Below are 14,577 nucleotides of genomic sequence, written 5' to 3' on the forward strand. Positions count from 1 at the left end.
CCAGGACGGAATGATATCATGCAGCCAAATGACATAACCTTTTTTCAGCGTTTTCAGGACGACATTCTCGCCGGACGCAAAACGATTACCATCCGCGATGCTGCTGAATCGCACTTTAAAATGGGCGATGTGCTGCGCGTTGGCCGCTATGAAGATGACGGCTATTTTTGCACTATTCGCGTGGTGGCCACCTCAACGGTAACGCTGGATACGCTGACCGAACTGCATGCGCAGCAGGAAAACATGACACTGGCGCAGCTGCGTGAGGTGATTGCGGAGATCTATCCTGAAGAAAAGCAGTTTTATGTTATTGAATTCGAAAAGCTTTAATAAAATAGTGAACGTCTGTTAGTTGAAATTTTTATGTAAGCTTTTGATTTTATACTGTTCATAAATATTCACCTTTTTATTTTAGCGAACAGGTGTTCACTGGAATCATTCTCAGTTAACCTAAGTGTGCATTGAAAGCGTACGGGTTTTCGGAGTCAAATATGGTTCGCAAATCGTTAATCACACAGGGATATTCTCTGGCAGAGGAAGTTGCCAACAGCATCAGTCACGGGATCGGGCTGGTGTTCGGTATCGTTGGTCTGGTGCTGTTGTTGGTGCAGGCGGTAGATAGCAACGCCGGCGCAACGGCTATCACCAGCTACAGTCTGTACGGCGGCAGCATGATTTTGCTGTTCCTCGCCTCGACCCTCTATCACGCGATTCCGCATCAGCGGGCTAAGCTGTGGCTAAAAAAATTCGACCACTGCGCCATCTACCTGCTGATTGCCGGAACCTACACGCCGTTTCTGTTGGTGGGGCTAAATTCGCCGCTCTCGCGCGGGCTGATGATCGTCATCTGGAGCCTGGCGCTGCTGGGGATCCTGTTTAAGCTGACGATTGCGCATCGTTTTAAGATCCTCTCTTTAGTGACCTATCTGACTATGGGCTGGCTGTCGCTGATCGTCGTTTATCAGCTGGCGATTAAGCTGGCGATTGGCGGCGTGACGCTGCTTGCGGTGGGCGGGGTCGTCTATTCGCTGGGGGTTATTTTCTACGTTTGTAAGCGTATTCCGTACAACCACGCTATCTGGCACGGCTTTGTGCTGGGCGGCAGCGTGTGCCACTTCCTGGCGATTTATTTGTACGTCGGGCAGGCTTAAATTTTGAGAAATCTCCCGGCTCGCGCTACGCTTAGCCGGGCTACAGGTTCACCGTCGTCTGAGGGCTGGTAGCCGGGACAGGCGCGTTATCGCCGCCTCCAGGAAGAAGGCGGCGGGGAATATCGCTTTAACTCTCTTCCAGCGAATACGGCAGCGGCTCAATGCTCAGGCTGCCGGCATCGTCGCGCACGCGGAATACGCTGCCCGGCTCCATATCGTTATTCATCACTACCTGCACCAGCAGGCGACCATCATCCAGTTGCACGGCCGCTAAAACGGTACCGGTACGACGCCAGTTGTCACCCATCTTCATTTCCAGGTCTTCCCCGGCTTCAGGCACGCGGCTGGCGGTCCCGGCCAGATACCACAGGGCGCGCTTGTTGGCACCGCGGAATTTAGCGCGGGCAACCATCTCCTGACCGGTATAGCAGCCTTTTTTGAAGCTGATGCCGCCCAGCGCCTGCAGGTTGGTGGCCTGCGGAATAAACTGCGCGCTGTTGGCGTTGTCGATGACCGGCAGGCCAGCTTCAATATTCAGCGCCAGCCACTGCTGGCTATTGTTTAGCTGTGCTTCGCCGCGCAGCGCGTCGGTGATGCGGGTGGCGGTTGCCACATCGGTCACCAGCAGGAAGCGCTCGGCGGGATGCTCAAACCACAGCACGCTGGTGGCACCTTCGCTGACAACCTGTTTATCGGCATTTGGCAGCTCGTTAAACAGCGGCGTCAGCGCAGCGCGTGCCTGGAACCCGGCAACGCCCAGCAGCACGGATTCATCGTCGGCGGCGATGGTCACTTTAGAGAACACCGCATACTTTTTCAGTTCAGTCAGCTGCGCATCGCGCAGGCTGCGGCGCTCAATCCACGCAAAACCCTCGTTGCGACGGAAAACGCGCAGATTGCTCCACATCTTGCCCTTGGCGTCACAATGCGCGGCAAGCAGATGCTGCTCGTCGGTCAGGTGGCTGACGTCAGCGGTGATCTGCCCCTGCAGATATTTCTCGCCATCCGGCCCGGTAATCGTCGCCAGCGCCCAGTCATCCAGCGTCATCAGCGTTAACGGCAGACGAGCGGAAGAGGAGGGCTGACGCGGAGGAAAAGGTGTAAAAGCCATAGTCATATCCTGAATAGCTTAACGCAGAGTGTGTGACTAATGGTAAAAGAGCTATGGTGCAATGCAAGCGCTTTTGCCAGGCCATTCGTGCCCTCAAAACTGGGCGCTAACGCGAACGAAATTATCAATAACCTGATTATTTTAGAGATTTCATGGAATAGCGCTCGTGAATCTTGATATTCCAGTGAAGTCAGCGGCGAAAACGGGTTAAACTAAGCAATATTTATAAGCAGGAAGTAAAACATGGATATTAACAATAAAGCTCGCATCCACTGGGCATGCCGCCGGGGAATGCGTGAACTCGATATCTCCATCATGCCGTTTTTTGAGCATGAGTACGATACGCTCAGTGATGACGATAAGCGGTTGTTCATCCGCCTGCTGGAAAATGACGATCCGGACCTGTTCAACTGGTTGATGAACCATGGCGAACCGGCTGATGCAGAACTGCAGCGGATGGTAAAATTAATTCAGACACGGAATCGGGAACGTGGTCCTGTGGCAATCTGATTTACGCATCTCGTGGCGAGCGCAATGGTTCTCACTGTTGATGCACGGCGTGGTGGCGGCGCTGGTGCTGGTGTTGCCCTGGCCGCTGAGCTATACCCCGCTGTGGCTGATACTGCTGTCGCTGGTGGTGTTCGACTGCGTGCGCAGCCAGCGGCGGATCCATGCCCGACAGGGGGAAATAAAGCTGCTGATTGACTCTCGCCTGCGCTGGCAAAAAGCGGAGTGGGATATCGTCGGCACCCCGTGGGTAATCAATAGCGGAATGCTGCTGCGTCTGCGAAATACGGAAAACCAACGCACTCAGCATCTATGGGTGGCGGCGGATAGCATGGACGCGGGCGAGTGGCGCGATCTGCGTCGGCTGGTGTTACAGAAACCGACGCAAGATTAAGCCTGGACTCAGGCGAACTGCTCAGCCATTTCGCCGAGGATTTGCTCGCACCAGTTCTGAATACGCTCATCGCTCAGGTCATACTGGTTGGTTTCATCGAGCGCCAGACCAACGAACAGCTGGCCGTCGGCGATGACCGGTTTCGGGCTGGTAAATTCATAGCCTTCGGTTGGCCAGTAGCCGATGAACTTAACCCCTTTTGTTGCCAGCTTATCGTGCAGCATGCCGAGCGCGTCAAGGAACCATTCGCCGTAGCCTAGCTGGTCGCCCATGCCATAGAGCGCGACGATTTTACCCTGCAGATCCAGCGTATCAAGCTGCTGCCAGACCGCCTCCCAGTCCTCCTGGATCTCGCCAAAATCCCAGGTTGGAATGCCGAGGATCAGCACATCATATTGCGTCATCAGGGCAGGGGAATCATCTTTCAGGTTATGCAGCGTCACCAGTTCAGGGCCGATGATATCGCGGATTTTTTCCGCCGCCATTTCTGTGTAGCAGGTGCTGGAGCCGTAAAAAAGACCTATGTTCATCGCGGAAACGTCTCAATTCTTGCTGTGACTTTGCGCTTAGTGTACCAGAAAGGCCGCGCCCGCCTGCAACTCGAATTATTTAGGGTATAATGGCGCCGTTTTAATATACAAAGAGGCCGGAGTGGAACAGGATCTCGCACAAATCGAGCAGTTTCTTGATGCCTTGTGGCTGGAGCGGAATCTGGCGGAAAACACGCTGAGCGCCTACCGCCGGGATCTGACGATGGTCGTGGAATGGCTGCATCATCGTGGCCTGTCGCTTGCTAGCGTCAGCGGCGAAGATCTCCAGTCGCTGCTGGCGGAGCGGCAAACCGGCGGTTATAAAGCCACCAGCACCGCGCGCCTGCTAAGCGCCGTGCGTCGCTTCTTCCAGCATCTGTACCGGGAAAAAATTCGCCCCGATGACCCCAGCGCGCTGCTCGCATCGCCAAAGCTGCCGCAGCGGCTGCCGAAGGATCTGAGCGAGGCGCAGGTTGAACGCCTGCTTCAGGCCCCTTTGGTTGAACAACCGCTGGAACTGCGTGATAAAGCGATGCTGGAAGTGCTGTACGCCACCGGTCTGCGCGTTTCTGAACTGGTGGGCCTGACCATGAGCGATATCAGCCTGCGTCAGGGCGTGCTGCGCGTGATCGGTAAAGGAAATAAAGAACGTCTGGTGCCGTTAGGCGAAGAGGCGGTACTGTGGGTTGAGAATTACCTGGAGTACGGGCGTCCCTGGCTGCTGAACGGCGTGGCTTCCGATGTGCTTTTTCCCAGCCAGCGCGCGCAGCAGATGACGCGCCAGACGTTCTGGCATCGAATTAAGCACTATGCCGTACTGGCGGGAATTGATAGCGAAAAGCTCTCTCCGCACGTGCTGCGCCATGCGTTCGCTACCCATTTACTTAATCACGGCGCCGACTTACGCGTGGTGCAGATGCTGTTAGGACACAGCGATCTCTCCACGACGCAGATCTATACCCACGTGGCGACCGAGCGTCTGCGACAACTCCATCAACAGCATCACCCGCGTGCGTGAGTGCTGAAAAAAAGGACTGAGTATGAAAAAAGGTTTACTGATGTTCACTCTGCTGGCGACCACCTTATCCGGTGCGGCGCATGCCGATAGCGCGGCGATCAAGCAACTGCTGGCGAAGCTTGGCGTGCAGAGCTCGGACGTGCAGCCTTCGCCGGTCAAAGGCATCAGCACCGTGTTGACGGACAGCGGCGTGCTGTACGTCACCGATGATGGTAAACACATTATCCAGGGGCCGATGTACGATGTCAGCGGCGCGCAGCCGGTAAACGTTACCAATGCGCTGCTGGGGGGGAAGCTAAACGCCCTGGAAAAAGAGATGATCGTCTACAAAGCGCCGCAGGAAAAACATGTCATCACCGTCTTCACCGATATTACCTGCGGTTATTGCCACAAGCTGCATGAGCAGATGAGCGACTATAACGCGCTGGGGATTACCGTGCGCTATCTGGCCTTCCCGCGCCAGGGGCTGCAAAGCGAAGCCGAGCAGAATATGAAGGCTATCTGGTGCGCCAAAGATCGCAACAAAGCGCTGGATAACGCGATGAGCGGCAAAGGCGTGCAGCCAGCGAGCTGCGATGTTGATATCGCTAAACACTACACGCTCGGCGTGCAGCTTGGCGTTAACGGCACGCCGGCGATGGTGCTGAGCGACGGTACGCTGATGCCTGGCTATCGCGATCCTAAAGACCTGAAAGCGCTCCTTGATGAGCATCAAAAACAGATAAGCGGTAACTGATTCGCGTGAAACAACAGATACAACTACGCCGCCGCGAGGCGGCTGACGGCGTCGATTTACCTGACGATCTCCCTCCGCTGCTGCAGCGGCTGTACGCCAGCCGCGGCGTGCGTAGCGCGCAGGAGCTGGAACGCGGTGTAAAAGGTATGCTGCCATGGTCGCAGCTGACCGGCGTCGAAAAAGCGGTAGAGATGCTCTACGGCGCATTTAAGCAGGAGCTGCACATTGTGGTGGTCGGCGATTTTGACGCCGACGGCGCTACCAGCACTGCGCTTAGCGTTCTGGCCCTGCGGGGGCTGGGCTACGGCAACGTCTCGTACCTGGTGCCAAACCGTTTTGAGGATGGCTATGGCCTGAGTCCGGAAGTGGTCGATCAGGCTCACGCCCGCGGCGCGCAGATGATAATGACCGTGGATAACGGCATTTCCTCCCACGCCGGCGTCGAGCGCGCCCATGCGCTGGGTATTCCGGTGCTGGTGACCGATCACCATCTGCCGGGGGATACGCTGCCTGCCGCCGAAGCGATTATTAACCCGAACCTGCGGGACTGCGAGTTCCCGTCAAAATCGCTGGCCGGGGTTGGCGTGGCCTTTTATCTGATGCTGGCGCTGCGCACTTTTCTGCGTGATAAAGGTTGGTTTGATGAGCGCGGCATTGCGCCGCCGAATCTGGCGGATTTACTCGATCTGGTGGCGCTTGGCACCGTGGCGGACGTCGTACCGCTGGATGCCAACAACCGTATTCTGACCTGGCAGGGGCTGAGCCGCATTCGGGCAGGTAAATGCCGTCCGGGCATCAAGGCGCTGCTGGAAATCGCCAACCGCGATCCGCAAAAGCTGGCGGCAAGCGATCTCGGCTTCGCGCTTGGCCCGCGCCTTAATGCGGCAGGGCGGCTGGACGACATGTCCGTCGGCGTGGCGCTGCTGCTGTGCGACAACACCGGCGAAGCGCGGGTGCTGGCCAATGAGCTGGACGCGTTAAACCAGACGCGTAAAGAGATAGAACAGGGGATGCAGGCGGAAGCGCTGACCCTGTGTGAAAAGCTGGAACGCAGCAGCGAGACGCTGCCCGGCGGCCTGGCGATGTACCACCCGCAGTGGCATCAGGGCGTCGTCGGCATTCTGGCCTCGCGTATTAAAGAGCGCTTCCATCGCCCGGTTATCGCCTTTGCGCCCACCGGTGACGGTACGCTCAAAGGCTCAGGTCGGTCGATTCAGGGGCTGCATATGCGCGATGCGCTGGAGCGTCTGGATACCCTCTATCCCGGGCTGATTCTGAAGTTCGGTGGTCATGCCATGGCGGCGGGTTTGTCGTTAGAAGAGGCGCGTTTTGAGGAGTTTCAGCAGCGTTTCGGCGAACTGGTGACCGAGTGGCTCGATCCTGCGCTACTGCAGGGCGAAGTGGTCTCCGACGGCCCGCTGGCGGCGGCAGAGATGAGCATGGAGGTCGCACAAATGCTGCGCGACGCCGGGCCATGGGGGCAGATGTTCCCTGAGCCGCTGTTCGATGGCCGTTTTCGTCTGCTACAACAGCGTCTGGTCGGCGAGCGTCACCTGAAGGTGATGGTTGAGCCGGTCGGCGGCGGCCCGCTGCTGGACGGTATTGCGTTCAATGTGGATACTTCCATTTGGCCGGATAACGGCGTTCGCGAAGTTCAGCTTGCCTATAAGCTGGATATCAATGAGTTCCGCGGCAACCGCAGCCTGCAGCTGATCATTGACCACCTCTGGCCAAATTGAGAACAGTATATTAATGAGAGCGCGAATCCGGTAGAATTCCGCTCTTATCACCGCATTTTGACGAATCCATTAAAAGAAACCGACCATGTTTGAAATAAATCCGGTAAAAAACCGTATTCAGGACCTCACGGAGCGCTCGGACGTTCTTAGGGGGTATCTTTGACTACGATGCTAAGAAAGAGCGTCTTGAAGAAGTAAACGCCGAGCTGGAGCAGCCTGACGTCTGGAACGAACCAGAACGTGCGCAGGCGCTGGGCAAAGAGCGTTCCTCGCTGGAAGCCATCGTTGATACGCTGGATCAGATGTCTCAGGGGCTGGAGGATGTTTCCGGTCTGCTGGAGCTGGCCGTTGAAGCCGACGACGAAGAGACCTTTAACGAAGCCGTTGCTGAGCTTGATGTGCTGGAAGAGAAGCTGGCGCAGCTTGAGTTCCGCCGCATGTTCTCCGGCGAATACGACAGCGCCGATTGCTACCTCGACATCCAGGCCGGTTCCGGCGGTACGGAAGCGCAGGACTGGGCGAGCATGCTGATGCGCATGTATCTGCGCTGGGCCGAAGCGCGCGGCTTCAAGACCGAGATCATCGAAGAGTCTGAAGGCGAAGTGGCGGGCATTAAGTCCGTGACCATCAAGATTATTGGCGACTACGCTTACGGCTGGCTGCGTACCGAAACCGGCGTTCATCGTCTGGTACGTAAGAGCCCGTTCGATTCCGGCGGCCGCCGCCATACCTCTTTCAGCTCCGCATTCGTTTATCCGGAAGTGGATGACGATATTGATATCGAAATCAACCCGGCGGATCTGCGCATTGACGTTTATCGCGCATCCGGCGCGGGCGGTCAGCACGTTAACCGTACGGAATCCGCGGTGCGTATCACCCATATTCCGACCGGCTTAGTGACTCAGTGCCAGAACGACCGTTCACAGCACAAGAACAAAGACCAGGCCATGAAGCAGATGAAAGCGAAGCTTTATGAGCTGGAAATGCAGAAGAAAAATGCCGAGAAGCAGGCGATGGAAGATACCAAATCCGACATCGGCTGGGGCAGCCAGATCCGTTCTTACGTGCTGGATGACTCCCGCATTAAAGATCTGCGTACCGGGGTGGAAACCCGCAACACTCAGGCGGTGCTGGACGGCAGCCTGGATCAATTTATCGAAGCAAGTTTGAAAGCAGGGTTATGAGGAACCAACATGTCTGAACAACAAGCACAGGGCGCTGACGCGGCAATTGACCTTAATAATGAACTGAAAGCCCGTCGTGAGAAGCTGGCTGCGCTGCGTGAGCAGGGTATCCCGTTCCCGAATGATTTCCGTCGTGACCACACCTCTGACCAACTGCACGCTGAATTCGATGCCAAAGAAAACGAAGAGCTGGAAGCGCTGAACGTTGAAGTCGCCGTTGCTGGCCGCATGATGACCCGCCGTATCATGGGTAAAGCCTCCTTCGTTACGCTGCAGGACGTTGGCGGCCGCATTCAGCTGTACGTCGCCCGCGACGATCTGGCGGAAGGCGTCTACAACGAGCAGTTCAAAAAATGGGACCTCGGGGACATCATCGCGGCGCGCGGTAAGCTGTTCAAAACCAAGACCGGTGAACTCTCCATCCATTGCACCGAGCTGCGCCTGCTGACCAAAGCCCTGCGCCCGCTGCCGGACAAATTCCACGGCCTGCAGGATCAGGAAGCGCGCTATCGTCAGCGCTACCTGGATCTGATCTCCAACGATGAATCGCGCAACACCTTTAAAGTGCGTTCGCAGATCCTGGCCGGCATCCGCCAGTTCATGGTCGGCCGCGGCTTTATGGAAGTGGAAACCCCGATGATGCAGGTGATCCCCGGTGGCGCTTCCGCCCGTCCGTTCATCACCCATCACAACGCGCTGGATCTGGATATGTACCTGCGCATCGCGCCGGAACTGTACCTGAAGCGTCTGGTGGTTGGCGGCTTCGAGCGCGTGTTCGAAATCAACCGTAACTTCCGTAACGAAGGTATCTCCGTTCGTCATAACCCAGAGTTCACCATGATGGAACTCTATATGGCCTATGCGGACTATAAAGACCTGATCGAGCTGACCGAATCCCTGTTCCGCACCCTGGCGCAGGACGTTCTCGGCCATACCGAAGTGCCTTACGGCGATCAGACCTTTGATTTCGGCAAGCCGTTTGAAAAACTGACGATGCGCGAAGCGATCAAGAAGTACCGTCCGGAAACCGAGATGGCCGATCTGGATAACTTCGATTCTGCAAAAGCCATTGCGGAAAGCATCGGCATTCACGTTGAGAAGAGCTGGGGTCTGGGCCGCATCGTGACCGAGATCTTCGAAGAAGTGGCGGAAGCGCATCTGATTCAGCCAACCTTCATCACCGAATATCCGGCAGAAGTCTCTCCGCTGGCGCGTCGTAACGACGAGAACCCGGAAATCACCGATCGTTTTGAATTCTTCATCGGCGGGCGTGAAATCGGTAACGGCTTTAGCGAGCTGAACGATGCGGAAGACCAGGCGCAGCGTTTCCTCGATCAGGTTAACGCGAAAGCTGCCGGTGACGACGAAGCCATGTTTTATGACGAAGACTACGTCACCGCGCTGGAGCACGGCCTGCCGCCGACCGCAGGTCTCGGTATTGGTATCGACCGTATGGTGATGCTGTTTACCAACAGCCACACTATCCGCGACGTGATCCTGTTCCCGGCGATGCGTCCGGTAAAATAAGTTCTGAACCCTGAATCATTCGAGTTGCATGAAAGCCAACGCACATGCAACCTGAAGTATGGCGGGTAGACTGTAATAAACGAAACCCCAGCAGGCTGGGGTTTTTTATGCCTGGCGGCTAAAGCTTATTAAGGCATTACGCGCATTATCATCCGCAGCCTGCATGACCATCCACGGGCTAAAAGCCCAGGGCGTCGCGCGAATTGCGCTTAAAACATCCTCAAGATGGCTCCACTGAAAATCCATCACTTCGTCAGGATTTATCCGTAACGCGCTGGCTACTCGTGCCGCATAGACCGGACAGACCTCGTTTTCGACAATGCCATTCGGCGCGACGGCCCGGTAACGGAACCCCGGAAAGACCGGGACGATACGGGTTATCTCGACGCCGAGCTCAAAGCGGCAGCGGCGCTCAACGGCCTGTTCAAAGGTTTCACCGGTTTGCGGATGCCCGCAGACTGAGTTCGTCCATACGCCTGGCCAGGCTTTTTTGCCCAGCGAGCGGCGCGTGACCAGCAGTTGGCCTTGTTCATTGAACAGCCAGCTGGAAAACGCGAGATGCAGAGGGGTATTGAGGGTGTGGGCGGCATACTTCTCCAGCATACCTGTAGGCTTATCTTGCTCGTCCAGCAAAATGACATGTTCCCCGGCCATGACAACTCCTGAAATAGAAAATGACCCGGCACAAACCCGCCGGGTCATGTACTCAGGCCACTAGGGTAGCCCATAAATGGGACAAAGGCATTACCAAAACAAGCCCTGGCAACATGTTGGCTACCGGAAAGAGCTTAATGTTACAGATACGCAACCCGGTCGCCACCATCAGCAGCCCGCCGGCGCAGGAGAAATCCGCCATCATATCAGGCGAGATCGACGGCAGAATAACCACCGCCAGCATCGCCAGCGCCACCTGAATAATGACCTGCGGGATAGCAATGGTCATCACCGCGTAGCCCAGCAGCGTCGCGAAAATCCCGGCGGTAAATAGATCGAGAATCGTTTTGATATACAGAATTGACGGATCGCCGCTCATGCCTTCGGTCATCGCGCCGAAAATACCGGTGCCGCTGGCGCAAAACAGAACCAGGATGGCGACAAATTTCTCGGTAAACTCTTCATGGCCGAGGCCATTGACCGGCGGCAGCACTTTGTTGATCAAACCGCGGGTGGAACCTGCGGCTTTACCGATGCCCTTTTCCAGATGCAGCAATTCGCCGAGGATGGCGCCAATCACCATTGCCAGCACGACGGCGGGCATATATTTCACTTTGAGCACCAGCGTAATACCAAGACCAACGGAGCACAGGCCGAAGGTCATCGGCAGCGCCGTTTTGACGCGCTCGGGGAGCTTGCCGCCCGCCGCAGCGCCGATGAGTCCGCCGATAATCACGGCGGCTCCGTTTACATATGGGCCGATTAACATTGAATAATTTCCGGTTAATTAAAACATAGCTCGCCTTCACCCCAGCGGGGGATGTTGTTGACCTGCAGGTCAAACAGATCGAGCGCGCGATTGACGCTATGGGTAACGATGTCGTCCGCCGTTTGCGGACGCTGGTAAAGCGCCGGGACCGGCGGAAAGATAATTCCGCCCATTTCGGTTACGGCGGCCATATTGCGGATGTGGCCGAGGTTCAGCGGCGTTTCCCGGGCCAGCAGCACCAGGCGGCGACGTTCTTTCAGCACCACGTCTGCCGCGCGGGTGAGCAGGTTGTCGGTCAGGCAGTGGGCGATGGCGCCTAAAGAACGCATTGAACACGGCGCGACCAGCATCCCCAGCGTTTTAAATGAACCGCTGGAGATAGCTGCGCCAAGATTGGCGATGGGATGCACCACGTCGGCCAGCGCCATCACCTCGTCCAGGCGGTAATCCGTCTCCAGCTCGCAGGTTTTTTCCGCGCCTTTAGAGACGACCAGGTGGACTTCAACGGGATGCGGGCGCAGTAGCTCCAGCGCCTTAACGCCGTACTGAAACCCGGATGCGCCGCTGATACCAATGATGATGCGTGCCGTCATGAGGTTCTCCTTTTATTCGAAATCCGGCAGGAAGCGCTTCACGTCCACTTCTTTAAATCTGGAGCGCTGGAAGTTGTGCTTCAGATGGAACGGCACGGTGCAGTCGAATATCGTTTTGCAGGACATTCCCTGCTGCAGGATGCTCGGGCTGTATTCCGGTACCTGCGACGGATCGAGCGGATGGCAGCGAACGCCGGGAATAGTGATTGTATCGACATCGCCCTGGTAGCGGGTTTGCATGGCCCAAAGCACGTCGTCGCTGTCGAAAATATCGACGTCTTCATCAACCAGAATGACGTGCTTCAGTTCCGGGAAGGCTGAGAACGCCAGCAGAGCAGCCTGACGCTGGCGCCCTTCGTCCGCCGGGGAGGATTTTTTGAACTGCAGCACCGCCAGCAGCTTGCCGCCGCCAGCCGAATGGGCAAAGACGTTCAGCAGTTTGCCAGGCATCGCGCGTTCGACCATATCCAGAATGCTGGCTTCGGTCGGGATACCGGCCATATTGACGTGTTCTTCGCCTGGTCCTACGGTGGTGCGCCAGATAGGATTGATACGGTGAGTGACGGCTTTCACTTTGATGACCGGAATCGCCTCTTTAGCTTCGCCGGTATAGCCCGGAAACTCAGGCATCGCGCGGCCGGTATGGGTGTTCTGATCTTCTCGTACGCGCGCGTTGGGCAGCAGTTCGCCTTCAATCACGATCTCAGCGTGGGCGATCGCTTTCTCGTTAATGGTTTTACACTGCGTCATCTCCACCGCTTTGCCGCGCAGCGCGCCGGCGATGCTTAACTCGTTGAAGCCCAGCGGGGTGGTCGGCGGCTCGAAACAGGCGGCAATTTCAATGGCCGGATCGACGCCGATGCTGATTGAAATCGGCAGCGGCTGGCCTGCCGCTTCCGCCTTCATGCGAAAAGCATCGATATGGCGGCCGGGCGTTAGCCACATGGAGAGTTCGTCGCGGCTCTGGACGCACAGGCGATGAATGGTGATATCGGACTCATGCGTTTCTGGATCGGAGGCGTAGCACAGGCCCATCGTAATATAGGGGCCGGCGTCTTCTTCGGTATTGGTCGGTGCCGGCAGCAGCTTGCGCAGATCGAAATCGGCATCGCTTGCCAGATGGACCACTTGCTGGCATACCGCTGCGCCCTGGGTCATCACCGGGGCTATTGCGTTTTCTACTGAATCCTTCAGCAGATGCCCCAGTTTAGCCGGTTCACACTGGAGAAAATGGCTGACGCGCTGGCGGGAGCCATTCAGGCCAATCGCCACGCTGATATTTTCAAAGCCTTTGATTTTATTGAAGACCATGACCGGGCCATTCTTGCGGGTCGGACGCTGGCAGGTCCCGCCGGCGCCTACGTAACGATAGACGCCGGAGAGTTCGGCGTGCGGGTCGACTTCGGTATTGGTTTCAACATACTCGCCGGGAAGCGTTTTCAGCAGCTCCAGCGCGGAGCGTAAATCATGTACCGATGAGGGTGTTTTGTTATCATTATTTGTCATGGGATATTCCTTCGGAAAAGAAGCTTTGCTCCCGGCACAATATTTTCCCTGGCGCGGATAAACAAATACCGTTTACCGGATGGTCAGTAGATCAAAAAAGTTTATTTTAACAAGGTGTTAAATAATGATTAATTAATATGAGGAGCAACGCTGCGGCTTTTTATTTCTCCGGCTAAGTGTGATACTGGTGATAAATTACACTGCGGATAATGATGATGGATTTAAAGCGCTTACGCTATTTTTGTCGGGTGGTGGAACAAGGTTCGGTGAGCCAGGCGGCGAAGTCGCTGAACATGGCGCAGCCGCCGCTCAGCAAGCGAATTCAGGAGCTGGAAGAAGAGCTTCAGGTATCGCTTTTTGTTCGCCGGGGAAACCGCATTGAGCCTACGGAAGCCGGTTTTTTTCTCTATCGAAAAGCGTGTGAAATATTACGCCAGGTAGAGGATACGGCGCGGGAAACGACGGATATTGCGCACAAAAACAGAACTGAATTGAGAATCGGCTTAACTCATCTCTATCAGAATTATTTTAAAGCATTGCTGATGGAGGTATATCGACGTCATCCCGACACTTCCATAAATATTTCCGTTACTGACTCCAGCCATCTCGAAACGTTATTAACCGAGGGCGCAATTGATTTAGCCTTAATCCAGCGCCCCTACCGTAGCGAAGGCTTTGATTATGTCTCTTTTGACCCGATTAAGCTGGTCGCGGTGATCAATAAAAGCTGCCTGCCGGAGCCGCCGTCTAATCCGTATAGCTACACATCGCTGGCGGCGCTGCCGCTGGTATTACTTCATAGAGCAAAAGATTCAGGAACTTACGAGATGCTAATGGAGCTGTTTCGTAAGTCAGGGGTCAACGCGAAGGTGATTATGCACATTACGCAGCCGGGCGTAATTCTCGACTGGCTGGAGTCCGGACTGCAGGCTGCGACGCTGCTACCTTCTTCTGAAGTGGATGCTGATAAGCTTAACCAGTGCTACGTGGTCGATGTTTTCCCCTCGCCGCAAATATTCTACCCGGCGCTGGTAAAATTGCCGTCTATGCCTTATCTGCCCGCGTTGATGGATATTATTACGCATGGCTATCCGTTTAATACTTCTGTATGAAGGGTAGCGATTGGGGATTGCCTTAGGGACTGGTATGATAATCGCC

At 55.9% G+C, this 14,577-nt stretch carries 16 protein-coding genes; 10 read left to right on the forward strand and 6 right to left on the reverse strand.

Annotated features, from left to right (window positions below; translation table 11 throughout):
• Nucleotides 1-18: 18 nt before the first annotated feature.
• A complete protein-coding gene (gene yqfB / locus ABLV75_RS19800; RefSeq protein ID WP_004105571.1) occupies nucleotides 19-330 on the forward strand; it encodes a N(4)-acetylcytidine aminohydrolase in 312 nt (103 codons plus the stop codon).
• A gap of 161 nt (nucleotides 331-491) precedes the next feature.
• Complete coding sequence (locus tag ABLV75_RS19805) at nucleotides 492-1,151, forward strand: hemolysin III family protein (protein ID WP_004105569.1); 660 nt, start codon at nucleotides 492-494, stop codon at nucleotides 1,149-1,151.
• 127 nt (nucleotides 1,152-1,278) lie between these two features.
• Here the strand turns inward: ABLV75_RS19805 and ygfZ are convergent, their stop codons facing one another.
• Nucleotides 1,279-2,262, reverse strand: a complete 984-nt coding sequence (gene ygfZ, locus ABLV75_RS19810; RefSeq protein ID WP_004105567.1) for a tRNA-modifying protein YgfZ — start codon at nucleotides 2,260-2,262, stop codon at nucleotides 1,279-1,281.
• A 243-nt stretch (nucleotides 2,263-2,505) separates the two neighbouring features.
• On the opposite strand from ygfZ, the gene sdhE reads away from it, so the two are divergent.
• Both sdhE and ABLV75_RS19820 read left to right on the forward strand, forming a co-directional pair.
• The gene (gene sdhE, locus ABLV75_RS19815; protein ID WP_004105561.1) at nucleotides 2,506-2,772 is read left to right on the forward strand and encodes an FAD assembly factor SdhE; all 267 of its coding nucleotides are present in this window, start codon (nucleotides 2,506-2,508) and stop codon (nucleotides 2,770-2,772) included.
• Complete coding sequence (locus ABLV75_RS19820) at nucleotides 2,753-3,163, forward strand: protein YgfX (protein WP_004105559.1); 411 nt, start codon at nucleotides 2,753-2,755, stop codon at nucleotides 3,161-3,163. Before sdhE ends, ABLV75_RS19820 begins: the two co-directional genes overlap by 20 nt.
• Nucleotides 3,164-3,171: 8 nt before the next feature.
• Here ABLV75_RS19820 and fldB read toward each other — a convergent pair whose 3' ends face one another.
• Nucleotides 3,172-3,693: a flavodoxin FldB gene (fldB, locus tag ABLV75_RS19825; RefSeq protein ID WP_004105557.1), complete on the reverse strand. Its 522-nt coding sequence runs from the start codon at nucleotides 3,691-3,693 to the stop codon at nucleotides 3,172-3,174.
• Between the two features lie 121 nt (nucleotides 3,694-3,814).
• On the opposite strand from fldB, the gene xerD reads away from it, so the two are divergent.
• The 5 genes from xerD (at nucleotide 3,815) to lysS (ending at nucleotide 9,897) form a co-directional block, all read left to right on the forward strand.
• Nucleotides 3,815-4,711, forward strand: coding sequence for a site-specific tyrosine recombinase XerD (gene xerD / locus ABLV75_RS19830; protein WP_004105555.1), 897 nt, complete (start codon nucleotides 3,815-3,817; stop codon nucleotides 4,709-4,711).
• Nucleotides 4,712-4,733: 22 nt separating this feature from the next.
• Nucleotides 4,734-5,447, forward strand: coding sequence for a bifunctional protein-disulfide isomerase/oxidoreductase DsbC (gene dsbC, locus ABLV75_RS19835; protein WP_004105554.1), 714 nt, complete (start codon nucleotides 4,734-4,736; stop codon nucleotides 5,445-5,447).
• 5 nt (nucleotides 5,448-5,452) lie between these two features.
• Nucleotides 5,453-7,186, forward strand: a complete 1,734-nt coding sequence (gene recJ / locus ABLV75_RS19840; RefSeq protein WP_004105553.1) for a single-stranded-DNA-specific exonuclease RecJ — start codon at nucleotides 5,453-5,455, stop codon at nucleotides 7,184-7,186.
• An 85-nt stretch (nucleotides 7,187-7,271) separates the two neighbouring features.
• Nucleotides 7,272-8,370 (forward strand): peptide chain release factor 2 gene (gene prfB / locus ABLV75_RS19845; protein ID WP_097365639.1). Its coding sequence is split into 2 segments (ribosomal slippage): nucleotides 7,272-7,346 and nucleotides 7,348-8,370, totalling 1,098 coding nucleotides; the frame shifts between segments, so codons are not numbered across the junction.
• Nucleotides 8,371-8,379: 9 nt separating this feature from the next.
• On the forward strand, nucleotides 8,380-9,897 hold the full coding sequence (gene lysS, locus ABLV75_RS19850; protein ID WP_004105551.1) for a lysine--tRNA ligase: 1,518 nt from the start codon (nucleotides 8,380-8,382) through the stop codon (nucleotides 9,895-9,897).
• Between the two features lie 105 nt (nucleotides 9,898-10,002).
• On the opposite strand, the gene idi is transcribed toward lysS, so the two are convergent.
• The 4 genes from idi to ABLV75_RS19870 are packed head-to-tail and all read right to left on the reverse strand — an operon-like array spanning nucleotide 10,003 to nucleotide 13,419.
• On the reverse strand, nucleotides 10,003-10,551 hold the full coding sequence (idi, locus tag ABLV75_RS19855) for an isopentenyl-diphosphate Delta-isomerase (RefSeq protein WP_004105550.1): 549 nt from the start codon (nucleotides 10,549-10,551) through the stop codon (nucleotides 10,003-10,005).
• 52 nt (nucleotides 10,552-10,603) lie between these two features.
• Nucleotides 10,604-11,320, reverse strand: a complete 717-nt coding sequence (locus ABLV75_RS19860) for a DUF554 domain-containing protein (protein WP_004105549.1) — start codon at nucleotides 11,318-11,320, stop codon at nucleotides 10,604-10,606.
• A gap of 14 nt (nucleotides 11,321-11,334) precedes the next feature.
• Complete coding sequence (locus tag ABLV75_RS19865) at nucleotides 11,335-11,913, reverse strand: UbiX family flavin prenyltransferase (protein WP_004105547.1); 579 nt, start codon at nucleotides 11,911-11,913, stop codon at nucleotides 11,335-11,337.
• A 12-nt stretch (nucleotides 11,914-11,925) separates the two neighbouring features.
• Entirely contained in the window at nucleotides 11,926-13,419 is a 1,494-nt protein-coding gene (locus ABLV75_RS19870; protein WP_004105546.1) for a UbiD family decarboxylase, read from the reverse strand.
• Between the two features lie 215 nt (nucleotides 13,420-13,634).
• Between ABLV75_RS19870 and ABLV75_RS19875 the strand changes: the two genes are divergently transcribed.
• Nucleotides 13,635-14,531 (forward strand): LysR family transcriptional regulator, encoded by an 897-nt coding sequence (locus tag ABLV75_RS19875; protein WP_016809684.1) that lies wholly within the window; start codon nucleotides 13,635-13,637, stop codon nucleotides 14,529-14,531.
• The last annotated feature ends 46 nt before the right edge of the window (nucleotides 14,532-14,577 follow it).

The organism is Klebsiella sp. CN_Kp066 (assembly GCF_040065135.1).
GTDB lineage: Bacteria > Pseudomonadota > Gammaproteobacteria > Enterobacterales > Enterobacteriaceae > Klebsiella > Klebsiella oxytoca.